The sequence below is a fragment of the Leptotrichia sp. oral taxon 498 genome, from assembly GCF_002240055.1.
Classification (GTDB): Bacteria; Fusobacteriota; Fusobacteriia; order Fusobacteriales; family Leptotrichiaceae; genus Leptotrichia; species Leptotrichia rugosa.
Genome location: NZ_CP016753.1, coordinates 132122 through 151699, shown reverse-complemented (window position 1 = coordinate 151699; position 19578 = coordinate 132122). Strand labels below are relative to the sequence as shown.

Here is a 19578-nt window from a genome sequence, read left to right as displayed (position 1 = left end):
TTATGAGAAATTTAAAATTAGAAGACCGTATTTCTTTGAACTATGTTCTTCTATTTTTGGTATTGATATTATTTTCAAATGTTATTTTAGTATATTCACTGCAAAGACAGTCAAAAAAAAATTTAGTGTCTTTGGCACAAAATAAAATAGAAGATATAAACAGTTTTTTAGATAAAGTTACTGTATTTTCAAGAAAAACAAATGAACTTACATTTGATTTTAACCCACAAGTTATGGAAGGAGGAAAAATTATTTACTTAAAGCCTTTTAATCCTGGGGAAGAAGGTTATCTGTACGTTCTTGAAATGAAAAGAAATAACAGTAGTGCAATTCCAATAAATACAATTGGTGGAACTGATACAGAAGAAGCTAGTGCAACAAACGAAGAAATCGTAAAAATGCTGGAAAAATTTAATTTAAGAGAAAATGAGGCAAATGGAAAAACTATTGACTTGGGTAGTGAAAATAAATATTTTGCTTTTAAAGTTGCAAGAAATATAAAGCATTATGATTTCAATATCTATGTATTAAAAAATATTTCACAGGAAAATAAAATTTATAAAAGACTGGAATATCTCGTAATTTTATTTACGATAATAGGAGCAGTTCTTACGATAATCGTGTCAAAAATAGTCAGCAGAAGAATCTTAAAACCTATTAAAAGTGTAATAAAAACGGCAAAAAGTATTACAAGTGAAGATTTGAGCCAAAGAATAGAAGTTCCAAAAAGTGAAGATGAACTTCAGACATTGACTCTAATTATAAATGAGATGCTAGATAGAATTGAGATTTCTTTTGGAAATCAGAAAAAATTTGTGTCAGATGCATCGCATGAGCTTAGAACGCCACTTGCAATAATAAAGGGTTATGCGGAAATAATTAAAAAGCGTAGACTTACAAATGAAGAAATTTTTGAGGAATCAATCGATTCAATTATAAACGAAACTGATAATATGCGAAATTTAATTCAAAAATTGCTGTTTTTGGCAAAAGGTGAGATTACAAAAATTAATACAAAATTTGTTGAAATTGATGCCAATGAAATGGTTAGGCAAATTTATTTGGATACAAAAGTTTCAACAAAAACTCACGAAATCCACTTAAAAGAGGGAGAAAATTTTAAAATAAACGGAGATGAAACTTTGCTTCAACAGGCGATTAGGGCGATAATTGAAAATGCGACAAAATATTCGGAAGAAAATACAAATATTTATATTGAGTCAGAAATAAGAAATGGAAATGGTGTAATTTCTATTCGTGATGAAGGTGTCGGAATTTCAAAAGAAGATACGAAGCGAATCTTTGACAGATTTTACAGAGTTGACTTATCGAGAACTAAAGCGACTGGAGGAACTGGACTTGGACTTGCAATTGTGAAAAGAATAATTGAAATTCATAACGGAAAAATAGAAATTGATTCTGAAATGGGAAAAGGAACTAAAATTTCTATAGTTTTGCCAATAAATGAAAAAGAAATTATAGCTAAAAATGAAAAATTTAATAAAAAAGATAGAACAAAAGAAAAGTCAAGTTCTTTTTTTAAGTTTTTAAAAAAAAGAAAGGTAAAAAATAAAATAAAGCAACAAAAAAAGTGAAAAAAATGAAAAAAGAAAGGAATAAAAAGTAATAAAAATGGCTAGAAAATATTTTGGAACAGATGGAATGCGTGGAGAAGCCAACAAAGATTTAACTATTGATTTAGTTGGAAATTTGGGACTTGCTCTTGGATATTATTTAAAAAAACATAGAAAAAAAGCGGGAAAACCAAGAATTATCTTGGGAACTGATACAAGGATTTCAGGATATATGATAAGATCAGCATTATCTGCTGGATTAAATTCAATGGGAGTGCATATTGATTTTGTCGGAGTGCTTCCAACACCTGGTGTTTGTTATTTGACAAGAAAATTAAAAGCTGATGCGGGAATTATGATCTCTGCTTCACACAATCCAGTAAAAGATAATGGAATTAAAATTTTTAGCTCAAACGGCTATAAACTTCCAGATAATGTTGAAGAAGAAATAGAAGCGCTTATGGAAGACAGGGAAAAATTATTGAAACATCAAATTGCTGGAGATGATTTAGGAAGATTTAAGTATGTTGAAGATGATATGAGAATTTATTTGGACTTTTTGGCTTCAACTGTGAAAACAAGTTTTAAAGGCTTGAAAATTGTAATTGATGCAGCGAATGGTGCAGCATATAGAGTAGCTTCAAAAATTTATCAAAAACTTGGAGCGGACATTATCGTAATAAACAACATTCCAAATGGAAAAAATATAAATGTAAACTGTGGTTCAACTCATCCGGAGCTTTTGCAGGAAGTTGTAAAAGTATATAAAGCTGACTTGGGACTTGCATTTGACGGAGACGCAGACAGACTTATTGCAGTTGACCACGAAGGAAATGTAATTAATGGAGATTTAGTAATTGCTATAATCGCTAGATATTTTAAAAAAAGAGGACTTTTGAATGACAACAAAGTAGTTACAACAGTTCTAAGCAACATGGGATTTGAAAAATATCTGGACGAACAAGGAATTGGATTAATTAGAGCAAATGTTGGAGATAGATATGTTCTTGAAAAAATGAAAGAATATGGTCTAAATATTGGTGGAGAGCAATCTGGACATATTTTGATGTTGGATTACAACACGACTGGAGATGGAGTTTTATCCTCAATTCAGTTAGTTTCAGCAATTTTAGAAAGTGGAAAAACATTGAATGAATTAGTAAAAGATATAAAACTGTGGCCACAAGATTCTAAAAATATAATGGTTTCTAAGGAGAAAAAGGCAACTTGGGAAACAAATAAAGAATTGATGGATTTTATAAGAGAAAAACAAAAAGAGATTGCTGGAAAAGGTAGAATCTTAGTGAGAGCGTCTGGAACCGAATCACTTATTAGAGTGATGGTTGAAGCGGAAAAACAAGAAATTGTGGATAAATATATCAAAGAATTGGCAAAAAAAGTTGAAGAGGTTTTGGGATAAGTTGATTGAATTATAAAAATAAGGCTAGATAAAATTCTAGTCTTTTTCTTTTTTATGAAATAGGAAATTAAGTTAAGTTTACAAAAATCATGTCCACTCTTTGTATTTTGTATATTGCTTGTATATTGTGTGTATATTGTAGGCATACACTTCTATACTTTTCCATACTTTTTTCAAAATAAAAACCCCTGAAAACCAATGTTTCCAAGGGCATATAAAATAATAAAATTATCTTTTTGAGAATTGTGGACTTCTTCTTGCTTTCTTTTTCCCGTATTTTTTTCTTTCAACCATTCTTGAATCTCTTGTTAAGAATCCAGCTTCTTTTAGTGCTCTTCTTAATTCAGCGTCTGCTAATAATAGAGCTCTTGAAACACCATGTCTTATAGCTCCTGCTTGACCTGTATTTCCTCCACCGTTTACATTAACTTTTACTCCGTATTTGTTTAAAGTTTCTGTCAATTCTAATGGTTGTTCTACGATTTTAGCTAAGATTTCTCTTCCACCAAAATATTCTCTCATATCTTTTCCGTTAATTGTAACTCCTGTTTCTCCAGGGATTAATCTTACTCTTGCTACTGATGTTTTTCTTCTTCCTGTTCCTAAATATTGAATTTTATTTGCCACGAATTTTTACCTCCTATAAATCTATTCTTTCTGGTTTTTGTGCTGAATGTACATGTTCATTTCCTACAAATACTTTAAGTCTGCCAATCATTTGACTTCCTAGTTTATTTTTTGGTAACATTCTTTCAACGGCTTTTCTTATTACTTCAGTAGGTTGTTTTTCTAACATTTCTTGCAAATTTCTAACTTTTAGTCCACCTGGATAACCACTGTGTCTGTAATATTTTTTATCTAATAATTTTTTTCCTGTAACTGCGATTTTTTCAGCATTTGTTACAATAACAAAATCTCCTCCATCAACATGTGGTGTGTAGCTTGGTTTATGTTTACCCATAAGTCTTACTGCGATTTCTGCAGCAACTTTACCAAGTATTTTTCCTTCGGCATCTATTTCATACCAATTTCTTGTAACTTCTTCTTTTTTTTGCATTTTAGTGTATTTACTCACTTCATCCTCCTATTTTTTTCAATTAAATTTTATTCGGATAACGGTCCTTTGTGGGAAAGGCTCATATTTAAATATAATTATATATCATTTTTGCTCCTTTGTCAATAAAGAAAGATGAAAATTTTTTTTGAACATCAAATAGGATAGAGATAGGGGGAAAAATTTAGAAAAGATTTTTAGTTTTAATTTATTTTTGATTACAAGATGTTATTCTGTTTAATATTATTTTAGTAATTTTATGGATTGAATAAAAAAATAAAAAAAACTCAAAATAGAGTTTTTTTATTTGTACTTAAATATTTTAAAATTTTTTATCCTTGTTTTAATGGATTCACTACTTTAACGGACTATGGGAATATAGATCCATATTGGATAAGTTTTCAATCCTTATTTTAATGGATTCACTACTTTAACGTTACAGAATTAAAGGAATAATTAAAAATTATGGGTTTCAATCCTTATTTTAATGGATTCACTACTTTAACACTCTTTACACCGATGGCAGAGTGCTATCGGAAAGGAGAAAGGTTTCAATCCTTATTTTAATGGATTCACTACTTTAACATGAAAGTGAAATTATACGATATCAACTCTGTACCAAGAACGTTTCAATCCTTATTTTAATGGATTCACTACTTTAACATGAAAGTGAAATTATACGATATCAACTCTGTACCAAGAACGTTTCAATCCTTATTTTAATGGATTCACTACTTTAACTAATACCTACAAATACATTAACATTAGATTGGAAATTTAAGTTTCAATCCTTATTTTAATGGATTCACTACTTTAACTGTACTTGTCCTTGTTGTTGTTGATACTGTTGAATAGGTTTCAATCCTTATTTTAATGGATTCACTACTTTAACTTACTAAAAATGGTATTTGGGATTCTAAACCAATGTGTTTCAATCCTTATTTTAATGGATTCACTACTTTAACAATTAACCATTAAATAAATCGGTACATCTGTGTAATAGTTTCAATCCTTATTTTAATGGATTCACTACTTTAACGAGGTAGAAAAATGTTTGGATTAGGAAAAAAAGAAAAAGTTTCAATCCTTATTTTAATGGATTCACTACTTTAACGTAAATACAAATTATGAAGTATCTACAAATATAGATAAGTTTCAATCCTTATTTTAATGGATTCACTACTTTAACAAAGGAAAGATTGACTTTGAAAAAAGAGATTATACGTTTCAATCCTTATTTTAATGGATTCACTACTTTAACATCTGCTGGTATAGCTTTAAACTCTTTAGATAGTCTGTTTCAATCCTTATTTTAATGGATTCACTACTTTAACAAGAGAGCACGGTACATTCAGTATGAAAGATATTCCTAAAAGTTTCAATCCTTATTTTAATGGATTCACTACTTTAACTAAAAGGAAAGATGGAAAACCGATGTTTATGGATTTAGGTTTCAATCCTTATTTTAATGGATTCACTACTTTAACTAATAGATATACATTATACATATGTGAAAAATAAGTTTCAATCCTTATTTTAATGGATTCACTACTTTAACCTGTATTTTCGAGAAAATCCTTTATTTATCAATGTTACAGAGATTTTTTCAGACATTAAAATTGCAATTTTTTGACTAATTTTTATTATTTTTTGCCATTTTTTTAGTATTTTCCGTAACTCCTAATCCCTATTTTTACTGACTTTGAATGGATTTTATCAGCATTTTTTTATTTCTTGTAGTGGTAGTAACTTTTTCTACAAACTTATTTTACCATATTTTTCTGTTTTTTCAAAATTTTTTTTGATTTTGGACGGAGTAAAATATTTAGAGATAAATAAAAATTCTGCTTTGAGTCCCTTTATCTAAACCATAAAATTATTAAAATAATGTTGAATAGAATAACATTTTTTAATTAAAAATAAATTTAAACTAAAAATATACCTCTAAAATTTTTACTCTATTAAGCAAAAAATAGTTGGTTCACAAAATTATCAAATTGTGATAAAATTAATTAATTAATTACAATAAAATAACTGGAGAAATATTTATGAATAATAAAGATAAAGATTTATTTTCTAAATTTGACACGTTAAAGTTTGTTGCAATAATTATGGTTGTTTTTATTCATATTGTCTGCGGGAAACTTTATGAAGTTGAAAGTGGCGAGCTTTCTTATGAATGGATTATTTCCAATGTCATCGACAGCTTTTGTAGGAGTTGCGTGCCAATTTTTGTGATGGTTAGTGGATTTTTTTTGCTTGGAAAAGATGAAAAAATAATAGTATTTTTTAAAAAGCGGATTTTAAAAATTATCCCCAAATTTTTAATTTACTCTATAATTTTTTATCTTTTCACAATAACTTTTCATAATAACAGTTTTGAAAATAATCTATTTTTCAAAAAAAGTTTTTATATAAATTTTGTAAAACAGCTATTAACTGGAAAAATTTATTATCATTTGTGGTATATTTACATGATAGTTTCAATTTATCTCATTACACCAATTTTACGAAAAATTGTTTTTTGGGATAAAGAAAAAAATTTTCAAAATACAAAATATCTAATATCAGTTTGGATATTTTTTTGGGTTTTGATGCCATTTTTTAACACTTTTTTTAAGTTAAAGATAAATACTTATGAACAGGTTGGTGAGTATGTTGGGTATTTTTTACTCGGATATTTGATTGGAAATAAAAAAATTAGGATTTTTAAAAATAAAAAAATAAGTGCAGTTCTGTTTTTTTTGTTTAATTCTATGATTATTTATTTTACTTATATTTTCACAAAAAAAGATGGCAAGCTGTTTGACTATTTTTATAATTATTACTCGATATTTGTATTTTTTATATCAGTTATAATTTTTGAGTTTGCAGTAAATTTTGAAAAAAAAAAATTAAAGAATGAAAATTCAAGTTTAAAAAAATTTGTAAAAGTTGGGTCAGCTATGACATTCGATATCTACTTAATTCATCCAATTTTTGTCTATTTTTGTGAAAATTATTTAAAAAATAGGATAAGTTATGGAAAGTATATAGTTATTTCATTTTGTTGCATATTTTTTTATCGTTTATAATAAGTTTATCTTTTTATTATATTAAAAAATTATCAGAAAGAGGTGTATTATAACAGTGAGTGGTGTTAGAAAAAATTATTTGGCATTATTTTGGATACTTACGATAGTTGTTTACTTTATAGGTCTTATTATTATAAATAGAGGACTTGGATTCAGGAATATAGGAATATTTGGAGTCGCGCTAATTGCATATTATGTTGGAAATATTTACAATATTGCAGTTGGAAGATACCGTCTTCGTGATATGGCGGTTGTCTGTGTAGTTAACTTTATTTTTGCCACCGTGGCTAATTTTTTTAAAATATTTACATTTTATGAAGCGATAGTTCTATTTGGAATAATCGCCATGTTTCAAATTGTTTTTAGATATATTATAATCGTGGGAGTTGTTGAAAGACAAAGAATTATGTTTATAGGAGAAAATGATTATACCCAAGATTTACTTGAAAGCATAAAAAATGACGAACAATACAGGTTTATTGAGCATTACAAAAATGTTCAAAAAAAAGATTACGGATATGATATATTAAAAATTTGTGATTTAAAAAAAATAAATATAATTGTCGATTTTACAGAAAATTTACTTATAAATCCAAAAATTGTTGACAAACTTTTGAAAAATAAATTAAAGGGACTTCAGTATTACAATTATTTAGAATTTTATGAAATGTATGAAAATAAATTGCCAGTTTCGCATCTGAGTCCAAAGTGGTTTTTGGAAAATACAGGTTTTGAAATTTACCACAATAATTTCAACTTAAAAGCCAAAAGAATATTAGACATTATTTTTGCGCTATTAATAGGAGTTTGTGTAATTCCGATTATGATTATTGCAGCGATTATTATAAAACTTGAGTCAAAAGGACCGATATTTTTTATTCAGGAAAGAATTGGTGAGGGAAACAAACCTTTTAAAATCGTAAAATTTCGTTCGATGACGACTGATGCTGAAAAAGATGGACCAAAATGGGCTACAAAAAATGATAACCGTGTCACAAAATTTGGAAAATTTATGCGTCTTACAAGGGTGGACGAATTGCCGCAGCTATGGAATGTCTTAAAAGGTGAGATGAGTTTTGTCGGTCCAAGACCTGAGCGAGAATTTTTCATAAAACAATTAGAAAAAGAAATAATGTACTATAATTTAAGACATACGGTAAAACCCGGGCTTACAGGCTGGGCTCAAGTGATGTATCCCTACGGAGCAAGTGTCGAGGATGCCTACAGAAAATTGCAATATGACTTATATTACATAAAAAATCATGATATTTTATTCGATATGAAAATTTTATTAAAAACCATCACAATTGTAATTTTTGGAAAGGGAAGATAAAATAAGATAAGATAAGATAAAATATCTTTTAAATAATAAAAATAAAGAAAGATAAAAAAATAAAAAGAGAAAAATAATAAAGAGAGAAATTAAGAAATTAAGAAATTAAAAAATTACAGAAATAAAGAAGTAAAGAAATAAAATAAAAAGAATAAAAAGAATAAAGTAAAGAGAGTTTATTTTAAAACTCTCTTTTTTTAAATTTAATTTTATTAAAATAATCCTGATATTACTCCGTTCTCATCAATGTCAATTAACTCAGCCGCTGGTTTTCTTGGAAGTCCTGGCATATCTATTATTTCTCCAGCCATTGCTACCAAAAATCCTGCTCCAGCTGATAGTCTTATTTCGTTTATCGTAATTTTAAATCCTTTTGGCCGTCCCAATAAGTTTGGGTTGTCAGAAAGTGATTTTTGAGTTTTTGAAATACAGATTGGGAGTTTGTCATAACCATTTTCCAAATATTTTTGAATATTTTTTTTCGCTTTTGCAGAAAAGTTTACTCCGTCTGCTCCATAAATTTCTTTTGCAATTTTTTCAATTTTTTCTTGAATTGTCAGATCTAAATTATAAAGTGGAGCATACTTTTTAGATGAATTTTCATTTTTTTTGATAGCATCCATCACTTTTTCAACAAGTTCTTTTCCACCTTCGCCACCTTTTTCCCAAATTTCACAAAGTGCAACTTCAACATTTTGTTTTTTACAAAAATCTTTTATCACTTTAATTTCAGCATCTGTATCAGTTATAAACTTATTAATTGCAACAACAACTGGAATATTGTATTTTTGCATACTTTCGATATGTTTTTCCAAGTTTTCCAGTCCTTTTGCAAGGGTTTCACAATTTTCAGTTTTCAAGTCTTTATCGCCGCCGTGATGTTTTAGTGCTCTCACTGTTGCAACTATAACGATTACATTTGGTTCAAGATTTCCAAATCTAGCTTTTATGTCTAAAAATTTCTCAGCTCCCAAATCTGCTGCAAATCCAGCTTCTGTTACAACATAATCCGATAATTTTAGTGCCATCTTTGTTGCGATTAAAGAGTTACATCCGTGAGCAATGTTGGCAAATGGACCTCCGTGAATAAATACAGGGGTATTTTCCAATGTTTGAACTAAATTTGGCTTAATTGCATCTTTTAATAGAGCTGCAACCGCTCCTTGAATGTTTAGTTGTTTTACTTTCAACATTTCACCTTTTCTGTTATAAGCAAAGACAATCTCTCCAATTCTATTCTTTAAGTCGATAATTGAATCAGCTAGACAAAAGATAGCCATAATTTCTGATGCAACGGTGATTTGGAATGAATTTTCCCTAGGGATTCCATTTACTTTTGGTCCAAGTCCAATTACTATGTTTCTTAAATTCCTGTCATTCATATCCACAACTCTTTTAAAAGTGATGTTATTTACATCAATATCAAGCTCATTTCCAAAGTGAATGTGATTGTCGATACAAGCTGAAATAAGATTGTGCGCAGCTCCTATTGCATGAATATCTCCTGTAAAATGAAGGTTGATTTCTTCCATTGGAACAACTTGCGACATTCCGCCACCTGCAGCTCCCCCTTTCATCCCAAAAACAGGACCAAGCGATGGTTCTCTTAATGCTGCAATAGATTTATACCCAAGTTTATTTAACGCTTGAGTAAGTCCAACTGTTACAGTTGATTTTCCTTCACCGGGAGGTGTTGGTGTAACAGCTGTCATCAAAATTAATTTTCCGTCCTTTTTATTAGCATTTCTTTTCAAAACGTCAAGACTAACTTTTGCTTTATATTTTCCATAAGGTTCATAGTCGTCTTCACAAAGTCCAATACTTTGCGCAATTTCGCTAATTTTTTTTAATTTTGCCTTTTGAGCGATTTCTATATCTGTCATTCTTCCTCCTAAAAAAATTGTAATTTAAGTTTATTTTATTACTCAACATTTGTATTATACTAAAAAATGTTATTATAAGTCCAGCATTTTTGAAAAATAAAAAATAAAAGAAAGAGAGTTCAGGTTAAATTAAGAAAAAATTTTCAAAAAATACTTGATTTTTTTTTATAAATAGTATATAATTACACTTGATAGTAAAAAATAATTGAATTATTTAACTATAACCAAAGACAGTAGGTAGAATGGAAAATTCATAAAATCCTACCGAGGTAGTTGTAATGAATTATTGGAGTTTTTAGTATGAATTCTTATGATAGGTTTCGTTATAATAATACCTCTGGCTTATTGTTTTTGTTTCAGAGGCTTTTTTATTTGAGGAGGTGAATAAATTGCCAGCACAAGCAAAATTAGATGCAGTTAAAAAATTGACTGAAAAATTAAAAGATGCAAAAGCTATGGTTTTTGTTGATTATAAAGGAATCAGTGTTAATGAAGATACAGAACTTCGTAAAAATGCTAGAGAATCAAAAGTTGAATATTTTGTAGCAAAAAATAGACTTGTGAAAATTGCATTAAAAGAAGTTGGAATCGAAGCAGACTTTGATGACTTATTGGAAGGGACAACATCTTTTGCAGTAGGTTATGAAGATGGAGTTGCACCATCAAAATTAATTTACGAATTTGGGAATAAGTTAAAAGATAAATTAGTAATTAAAGGTGGAATGGTTGATGCCGAAAGAGTTGATGTTAAAACTGTTGAAGCATTAGCAAAATTACCATCAAGAGAAGAATTACTTGGTCAAGTTGCTTACGGATTGCTATCGCCAGTTAGAATGTTAGCTGTGGCGTTGACAAATGTAGCAGAACAAAAAGAAAATGGAGAACCAGCTGCTGAATAGCGGGCTGAAAAAATTAAAATAAAAATAATTTAGGAGGAAATAAAATAATGGCATTTAATAAAGATCAATTTATAGAAGACTTAAAAGTTATGTCTGTATTAGAATTAAAAGAAGTAGTTGAAGCTATTGAAGAAACATTTGGAGTATCTGCACAACCAGTTGCAGTAGCAGGAGGAGCTGCAGCAGGAGGAGCCGCTGAAGAAAAAACTGAATTTGATGTAATCTTGACATCAGCAGGAGGAGCTAAATTAGCAGTAATTAAAGAAGTAAGAGCAATTACAGGATTAGGGTTGAAAGAAGCTAAAGCATTAGTTGAAGATGGAGGAAAAGCAGTTAAAGAAGGAGCATCTAAAGAAGAAGCTGAAGAAATTAAAGGTAAATTAGAAGCTGCAGGAGCAACTGTTGAATTAAAATAGTTCGCTTAAGCCAAATCAATAGTTAAGACACTCTTTTGAAAGAATAGGGAGTGTCTTTTTCCACTATTTTGTGTTTGAATATAAAAATTAAAGTATATTTATTGAATTTTTTATATAGTTTGATAAATATATTTTGCAGTATAAAAAGAAAATCGTGTAAATACGGTCTTTTTTGTATTAATTTTTATGTTGAAATAAATTTAAGATTTAATTATTTTGTGAATTTTGAAATAATTAAATATAAAAATCAAATTAAATAAGAACATTCAAGTAAAGTTTAATTTTTAAATTTAATTTTAATAAAAGTGAATATGTTCTATGACAGGGAGGAAATTTTTAAATGGACAAACTTATTGAAAGATATAGTTTTGGAAAAATAGTAGACAGAGGGGAAATGCCACATTTTTTAGAATTTCAGATAAATTCTTACGAAGATTTTTTACAGACAAAATTGCCACCTCAAAAAAGAGAAAATAAAGGGTTTGAGTCGATTTTTAACGAAATTTTTCCGATTGAATCAAGCAACGGACTGTTAAAATTAGAATATTTGTGGTATGAAATTCACGAAAATGACGAGCCATTAAACGACGAACTAGAGTGTAAAAAAAGAGGTAAAACATATTCCGGTCAATTAAAAGTTAGATTAAAATTAACTAATAAAAGAACAGGAGAAATTCAGGAAACATTAGTTCATTTTGGAGATATACCTTTAATGACAGATAAAGCGACATTCATTATAAATGGAGCAGAAAGAGTTGTCATTTCACAGTTACATAGATCTCCAGGAATAACTTTTAATAAAGAATTGAACATTCAGACGGGAAAAGATGTATTTATTGGAAAGATAATTCCTTATAAAGGAACTTGGCTTGAGTTTGAAACGGATAAAAATGATGTTCTTAATGTAAAAATTGATAGAAGGAAGAAAGTCTTACTTCCAGTTTTCTTAAAAGCAGTTGATTTTTTTGAATCAAACGAACAAATTATGGATGAGTTTTTTGAAGCTAAAACTATTGATTTGTCAGAAATTTATGAAAAATATAAGGGGAACGAGTTAGACGAAATTTTGCGTTTAAAACTGGAAGGAAGTTTTGTAAGAGAGGATGTAATTGACGAAGAAACAGGGGAATTTATTGTTGAATCTAAAGAATTGATTGACGGAGTTGTCATTGAAAAAATATTGGATGAAAAACTTCAAAAACTTGATATTTGGGAAGTGAAACCTGAAGATAGAATTATTGCGAATGCAATGTTAAACGACAGCACAACGACAAATGATGAGGCTGTAATAGAAGTGTTTAGAAAACTAAGACCAGGGGATTTAGTTACAGTTGATAGTGCTAGATCACTTGTAAAACAGATGTTTTTTAATCCTCAAAGATATGATCTAGCAGATGTAGGAAGATATAAAATTAATAAAAGGCTTAAAATTAATGTGCCAGAAGATGTAATTGTACTTACAAAAGAAGATGTTTTACACACAATTGAATATGTAAAAAATCTTGTGAGTGGGGAAGGATTTACAGATGATATTGATAACTTGTCGAACCGTCGTGTGAGAGGAGTTGGAGAACTTTTATCCATTCAGATAAAAGGCGGAATGTTAAAAATGTCAAAAATGGTAAGAGAAAAAATGACAATCCAAGATATTACAACTTTGACACCACAAAGCTTGCTAAATACAAAACCATTAAATGCGTTAATTCTTGAATTTTTTGGAAGTGGACAATTGTCGCAATTTATGGATCAGTCAAATCCATTGTCAGAATTGACTCATAAAAGAAGAATTTCTGCGTTAGGACCTGGAGGACTTTCAAGAGATAGAGCGGGATTTGAAGTGCGTGACGTTCATAATTCACACTATGGTAGAATTTGTCCAATAGAAACACCAGAAGGACCAAATATCGGACTTATCGCTTCACTTTCAACCTATGGAAAAGTTAATAAATATGGATTTATCGAAACTCCATTTGTAAAAATTAAAAATGGTAAAGCGGATTTTGATGACATTGAATATTTGGCAGCGGATGAAGAAGAAGGATTATTTATCGCACAGGCGGATACTCCTATTGACAAAGATGGAAATTTCTTAACAGATGAAGTTGTTTGCCGTTACGGAGATGAAATTGTGCATATTGACAAATCTAAAGTCGATATATTGGATGTGTCGCCTAAACAGCTTGTGTCAGTGTCAGCGGGACTTATTCCATTTTTAGAACATGATGATGCCAATCGTGCGCTAATGGGGTCAAATATGCAACGTCAAGCAGTACCTTTGCTTAAAACAGAAGCACCTTATGTGGGAACAGGACTTGAAAGAAAAGTGGCTGTGGATTCTGGAGCAGTAATTACTTCACAAGCAACTGGAACAGTTACTTATGTCGACGCTAGAAAAATAGTTGTGACAGATGAAGATGGAAAAGAGTACTCACACAGACTTTTGAATTTTGAAAAATCAAATCAGTCTATGTGTCTTCACCAAAAACCAATTACAGATTTGGGAGCAAAAGTTAAAAAAGGTGATATAATTGCTGACGGACCTTCAACAGCTGGAGGAGATTTAGCACTTGGAAAAAATATTTTACTTGCGTTTATGCCTTGGGAAGGATATAACTTTGAAGATGGAATCTTGATTTCAGAAAGACTTCGTAAAGATGATGTATTTACTTCAATTCATATCGAACAATTTGATACTGAAGCAAGAACAACAAAATTGGGAGATGAAGAAATTACAAGAGAAATTCCTAATGTATCTGAAGAAGCGCTTAAAAACCTTGATGAAAATGGAATTATAAGAGTTGGAGCACACGTTGTCCCAGATGATATTTTAGTCGGAAAAGTTACACCTAAAGGGGAAACTGAACCGCCTGCCGAAGAAAAGTTGCTTCGTGCAATATTCGGAGAAAAAGCAAAAGATGTGAGAGATACATCGCTTAGACTTCCACATGGAGTGAAAGGGACAGTTGTCGATGTATTGGAATTAACTAAAGAAAACGGAGATGACCTAAAAGCTGGAGTAAATAAATTAATTAGAATTTATATCGCTGAAAAAAGAAAAATAATGGTTGGAGATAAGATGTCGGGACGACATGGAAATAAAGGGGTAATTTCAAGAGTATTGCCGATTGAAGATATGCCGCATTTGGAAGACGGAACGCCAATTGATGTCTGCCTTAATCCACTTGGAGTGCCATCACGTATGAATATTGGACAGGTATTAGAAGTTCACTTGGGACTTGCAATTGGAGATATTGACAAATATATTGCAACACCTGTATTTGATGGTGCTAGCGAAGATGATGTGAAAAATTATTTAGAAGAAGCTGGATACAGTAGAACTGGTAAAGTAAAATTAATTGATGGAAGAACTGGGCAACCGTTTGACAATCCTGTAACAGTTGGTCGTATGTATATGTTAAAACTTCACCACTTGGTAGAAGATAAAATGCACGCCAGAGCAATTGGACCATATTCACTTGTCACTCAACAGCCACTTGGAGGAAAAGCTCAATTTGGTGGACAAAGACTTGGAGAAATGGAAGTTTGGGCATTGGAAGCTTATGGGGCATCAAATATCTTGCAGGAAATGTTGACTGTAAAATCAGATGACATCAGCGGAAGAACAAAAACTTATGAAGCAATCGTAAAAGGAGAAGCAATGCCAGAAGCAGATGCACCAGAATCATTCAGAGTGCTTATAAAAGAATTCCAGTCACTTGGATTAGATGTGGCTCTTTATGATAAAGATGGGCAGCAAATTGAATTAGATAAAAATGTTGATGCATAAAAAAATAAAAAAGTTTGCCACTTTCTTTTAAAAAAAGTGGAATAAATAATATTGAGGAGGCTCTTATTAATGAGTATAAGAGATTTTGATAGTATTCAAATAAAACTGGCATCGCCGGAAAAAATATTGGAATGGTCATACGGAGAAATTACAAAAGCGGAAACAATAAATTACAGAACACTTAAGCCTGAAATGGAAGGGCTTTTCTGCGAGAGAATATTCGGACCTTCAAAAGACTATGAATGTGCGTGTGGAAAATACAAAAGAATGCGTTACAAAGGAATGGTCTGTGAAAAATGTGGAGTTGAAGTAACTACTTCAAAAGTCCGTCGTGAAAGAATGGGACACATTAAACTTGCTACGCCAATTGCACATATTTGGTATTCCAAAGGAACACCTAATAAAATGAGTCTTTTACTTGGAATAAGCACAAAAGAATTGGAATCAGTCTTGTACTTTTCTAGATATATTGTAACTGATCCAGGAGAAACGGGACTTGAAAAAGGTCAAATTTTGACTGATAGGGAATATAAACTTTATGAAAGTCAATTTAAAAATGAATTTACAGCAAAAATGGGAGCTGAAGGAGTTTTAGCGCTATTAGAAGAAATTGATTTGAAAGAGTTGGAACAAAAGTTGGAAAATGAGATGGATACGGAACATTCATCTCAAAAAAGGAAAAAAGTTATAAAAAGATTAAAAATAGTAAGAGATTTAATCCTTTCTGGAAATAGACCTGAATGGATGATTATGACTGTACTTCCTGTAATTCCTGCAGACTTAAGACCAATGGTGCAGCTTGATGGGGGAAGATTTGCAACATCTGACTTAAATGACTTATACAGAAGAGTAATCAACAGAAATATAAGACTTAAAAAATTGATGTCGATAAAAGCGCCTGAAATTGTCATAAAAAATGAAAAGAGAATGCTTCAGGAAGCTGTTGACGCTTTAATTGACAACGGTCGTCGTGGAAAACCAGTAGTTACTCAAAACAATAGGGAGCTAAAATCATTATCTGACATGTTAAAAGGAAAACAAGGTAGATTTAGACAAAACCTTTTGGGAAAAAGGGTTGATTATTCTGGAAGATCGGTAATTGTTGTTGGACCAAGCTTAAAAATGAATCAATGTGGACTTCCTAAAAAGATGGCGCTTGAGCTATATAAACCATTTTTAATGAGAGAATTAGTACAAAGAGAATTGGCTTCCAATGTGAAAATCGCAAAAAAAATGGTGGAAGAAGAAGACGAAAATGTATGGGAATTGATTGAAGAAATAATTAAAAATCACCCTGTGCTGTTAAATCGTGCGCCAACATTACATAGACTGTCAATTCAAGCGTTTGAGCCAATTTTAATAGAAGGAAAAGCGATAAGACTTCATCCTTTAGTATGTTCAGCGTTTAATGCCGATTTTGATGGGGATCAAATGGCAGTTCACTTAGTGTTGTCACAAGAAGCACAAATGGAAGCAAAATTACTTATGCTTGCAACAAATAATATTATTGCGCCATCAAGTGGAAAACCAATTGCAGTTCCTTCTCAAGATATGGTAATGGGATGTTATTATATGACAAAAGAAAAAAAAGGTGCAAAAGGAGAAGGAAAAGTATTTTCTAACAGAAATCAGTTAATTACTGCTTATCAAAGTGGAAAAGTGTCAGTCCATGCCTTAGTAAAAGTAAGAGTGGAAGATAAATTACTTGACACAACTCCTGGAAGATTAATGTTTAACTTAATCTTGCCGAAAGAAGTTAGAAATTATGGAATCACGTTTGGGAAAAAAGAATTGGCAAAATTGATTGCTGAGCTTTATAAAAGATATGGATTTGAGAAAACTTCAAGTTTACTTGATGATATTAAAGCATTTGGATTCCATTATGGTACACTTGCTGGAATTACAGTTGGAATTGAAGATTTAAAAATTCCTGAAACTAAAAAAGAAATACTTGAAAATGCTGAAAAAGGTGTAGCAGAAGTTGAAAAACAATATAAAGCTGGGGAAATTATTAATGAAGAAAGATATAGAAAAACAGTAAGTATTTGGGCAGAAGCAACTGAAAAAGTAACAAAAGATATGATGAATAACCTAGATGAATTTAATCCAGTGTATATGATGGCAAATTCTGGAGCCAGGGGTTCAATCGCACAAATGCGTCAATTAGGTGGAATGCGTGGACTTATGGCAGATACACAAGGTAGAATTATTGAGATGCCAATTAAAGCAAACTTTAGAGAAGGACTTAATATCTTGGAATTCTTTATGTCATCGCATGGAGCAAGAAAAGGACTTGCCGATACTGCATTAAGAACGGCGGATTCAGGATATTTGACAAGAAGGTTAGTTGATATTTCGCACGAAGTTATTGTAAATCACGATGACTGTGGATGTGAACACGGAATTGTCGTATCAGATTTGATGGATGCTGGGGAAGTTATTGAAAAATTAAGTGAGAGAATTTATGGTAGAACACTTGCAAAAGATTTGATTCATAATGGAGAAGTTATTGCGACTAGAAATACTTTGATTAACGATGAATTGATTAAGAAAATCGAAGAACTGGACATTCGTGAAGTGGAAATCAGAACGCCGCTAACTTGTAAATTAGAAAAAGGTGTTTGTAGAAAATGTTATGGACTTGATTTGTCTAATCATAAGGAAATTTTGAAAGGAGAAGCAGTTGGAGTAATTGCAGCTCAATCAATTGGAGAACCTGGTACACAGCTTACAATGCGTACTTTCCATACTGGAGGGGTTGCCACAGCGGCTTCAGTCCAATCTGACTATAAAGCGGATGTTTCTGGAAAAGTTAAATTTAGAGGTATTTCTACACTTGTAAATGAAGAAGGGAAAGAAATTGTCGTTTCTCAAAATGGACGTTTAATAATAGGAAAACATAGATATGAAATACAATCTGGTTCGATTTTACATGTGAAGGACGGAGATGCAGTCAAAAAAGGACAAGTGCTAGTTGAATTTGATCCTTATCAGACACCAATTATTACATCTGAAGAAGGTAAAGTTGAATTTAGAGATATTTATGTGAGAGAAAATATTGATGTAAAATATGGAGTTACTGAAAAAGTAGCAATAAAACCTGTGGAAAGCAGCGATGTAAATCCTAGAATCATAATTTATACAAAAGATAACAGAAGAGTGGAATATGCAGTTCCATATGGTGCATATTTGATGGTAAATGAAGGGGATATTGTTAAAAAAGGTCAAATTATTACAAAAATTTTGAAAACAGGAGAAGGAAATAAAGATATTACTGGAGGTCTTCCTCGTGTGCAAGAATTATTTGAAGCAAGAAATCCTAAAGGAAAAGCTATTTTATCAGAATTTGCAGGGCGTGTTGTATTCTCTGATAAAAAGAAAAAAGGTATGAGGCTAATCTTAATTGAAGATCCTGAAACTGGGGAATTAATTCAAGAATATACGGTTCCCGTAGGAGAACATCTAGTTGTAACTAATGAAATGTTAATTGAAAAAGGTGCTAAAATTACAGATGGACCAGTTTCACCTCACGATATTCTAAAAATTAAAGGACTTGTGGAAGCACAGCAATTTATTTTGGAATCAGTGCAGCAAGTTTATCGTGAACAAGGGGTTACAGTAAACGACAAGCATATTGAAATAATAGTTAAACAGATGTTCCAAAAAGTAAAAATTAAAGAAGTTGGAGATTCTCTGTTCCTAGAAGATGAATTAATTGAAAAGAAAATTATTGAAAGAGAAAATGAAAAGTTAATTTCAAATGGGAAAAATCCTGCAACTTACGAACCTGTAATACAAGGTATTACAAAAGCTGCAGTAAATACAGAAAGCTTTATTTCAGCTGCATCGTTCCAAGAAACTACAAAAGTGTTGGCAAATGCGGCAGTTGAAGGAAAAATTGACAAACTTGAAGGAATGAAAGAAAATGTCATAATCGGTAAGAGAGTGCCAGGAGGAACTGGATTCAAAGATTACTTACATTTAGATGCCAAGTTAAAATCTGATATTGCTAGTGAAAAAGAAGAAAATCAGGAAGAAATGTTGGATGACAATGCTCAAGAAAATGGCGAAATTTCTGTTGAAGAATAGAAAATTATGATTAAAAAAATAAGGGAAATTTTAAATTTCCCTTATCTCA

General features: G+C 30.7%; 11 protein-coding genes, 1 CRISPR repeat array and 1 other annotated feature. Of the genes, 8 read left to right on the top strand and 3 right to left on the bottom strand.

Annotated elements, in window-relative coordinates; genetic code table 11:
• Positions 1-2 precede the first annotated feature (2 nt).
• Both BCB68_RS00605 and glmM read left to right on the top strand, forming a co-directional pair.
• Positions 3-1595, top strand: a complete 1593-nt coding sequence (locus BCB68_RS00605; RefSeq protein WP_094079071.1) for a sensor histidine kinase — start codon at positions 3-5, stop codon at positions 1593-1595.
• Between the two features lie 37 nt (positions 1596-1632).
• Complete coding sequence (gene glmM / locus BCB68_RS00600) at positions 1633-2994, top strand: phosphoglucosamine mutase (RefSeq protein ID WP_094079070.1); 1362 nt, start codon at positions 1633-1635, stop codon at positions 2992-2994.
• A gap of 228 nt (positions 2995-3222) precedes the next feature.
• Here glmM and rpsI read toward each other — a convergent pair whose 3' ends face one another.
• Both rpsI and rplM read right to left on the bottom strand, forming a co-directional pair.
• The gene (rpsI, locus tag BCB68_RS00595; protein ID WP_094079069.1) at positions 3223-3621 is read right to left on the bottom strand and encodes a 30S ribosomal protein S9; all 399 of its coding nucleotides are present in this window, start codon (positions 3619-3621) and stop codon (positions 3223-3225) included.
• A 13-nt stretch (positions 3622-3634) separates the two neighbouring features.
• Positions 3635-4069 (bottom strand): 50S ribosomal protein L13, encoded by a 435-nt coding sequence (gene rplM, locus BCB68_RS00590; protein WP_094079068.1) that lies wholly within the window; start codon positions 4067-4069, stop codon positions 3635-3637.
• 307 nt (positions 4070-4376) lie between these two features.
• Positions 4377-5606: direct repeats of the CRISPR family, unit length 37 nt; unit sequence GTTTCAATCCTTATTTTAATGGATTCACTACTTTAAC.
• Between the two features lie 490 nt (positions 5607-6096).
• Here rplM and BCB68_RS00585 point away from each other — a divergent pair.
• Together BCB68_RS00585 and BCB68_RS00580 are read left to right on the top strand one after the other, a co-directional pair.
• A complete protein-coding gene (locus BCB68_RS00585; protein ID WP_094079067.1) occupies positions 6097-7122 on the top strand; it encodes an acyltransferase in 1026 nt (341 codons plus the stop codon).
• Positions 7123-7177: 55 nt separating this feature from the next.
• Positions 7178-8455, top strand: coding sequence for an exopolysaccharide biosynthesis polyprenyl glycosylphosphotransferase (locus tag BCB68_RS00580; RefSeq protein WP_237048652.1), 1278 nt, complete (start codon positions 7178-7180; stop codon positions 8453-8455).
• Between the two features lie 212 nt (positions 8456-8667).
• On the opposite strand, the gene BCB68_RS00575 is transcribed toward BCB68_RS00580, so the two are convergent.
• Positions 8668-10338, bottom strand: coding sequence for a formate--tetrahydrofolate ligase (locus BCB68_RS00575; RefSeq protein ID WP_094079065.1), 1671 nt, complete (start codon positions 10336-10338; stop codon positions 8668-8670).
• A 206-nt stretch (positions 10339-10544) separates the two neighbouring features.
• Positions 10545-10717, top strand: a sequence feature (ribosomal protein L10 leader region).
• Positions 10718-10727: 10 nt separating this feature from the next.
• Here BCB68_RS00575 and rplJ point away from each other — a divergent pair.
• The 4 genes from rplJ (at position 10728) to rpoC (ending at position 19529) form a co-directional block, all read left to right on the top strand.
• Complete coding sequence (rplJ, locus tag BCB68_RS00570; RefSeq protein WP_094079064.1) at positions 10728-11237, top strand: 50S ribosomal protein L10; 510 nt, start codon at positions 10728-10730, stop codon at positions 11235-11237.
• Between the two features lie 47 nt (positions 11238-11284).
• Positions 11285-11653, top strand: a complete 369-nt coding sequence (gene rplL, locus BCB68_RS00565; RefSeq protein WP_094079063.1) for a 50S ribosomal protein L7/L12 — start codon at positions 11285-11287, stop codon at positions 11651-11653.
• Between the two features lie 340 nt (positions 11654-11993).
• Complete coding sequence (gene rpoB / locus BCB68_RS00560; RefSeq protein ID WP_094079062.1) at positions 11994-15440, top strand: DNA-directed RNA polymerase subunit beta; 3447 nt, start codon at positions 11994-11996, stop codon at positions 15438-15440.
• 69 nt (positions 15441-15509) lie between these two features.
• On the top strand, positions 15510-19529 hold the full coding sequence (rpoC, locus tag BCB68_RS00555) for a DNA-directed RNA polymerase subunit beta' (protein WP_094079061.1): 4020 nt from the start codon (positions 15510-15512) through the stop codon (positions 19527-19529).
• Positions 19530-19578: the final 49 nt, after the last annotated feature.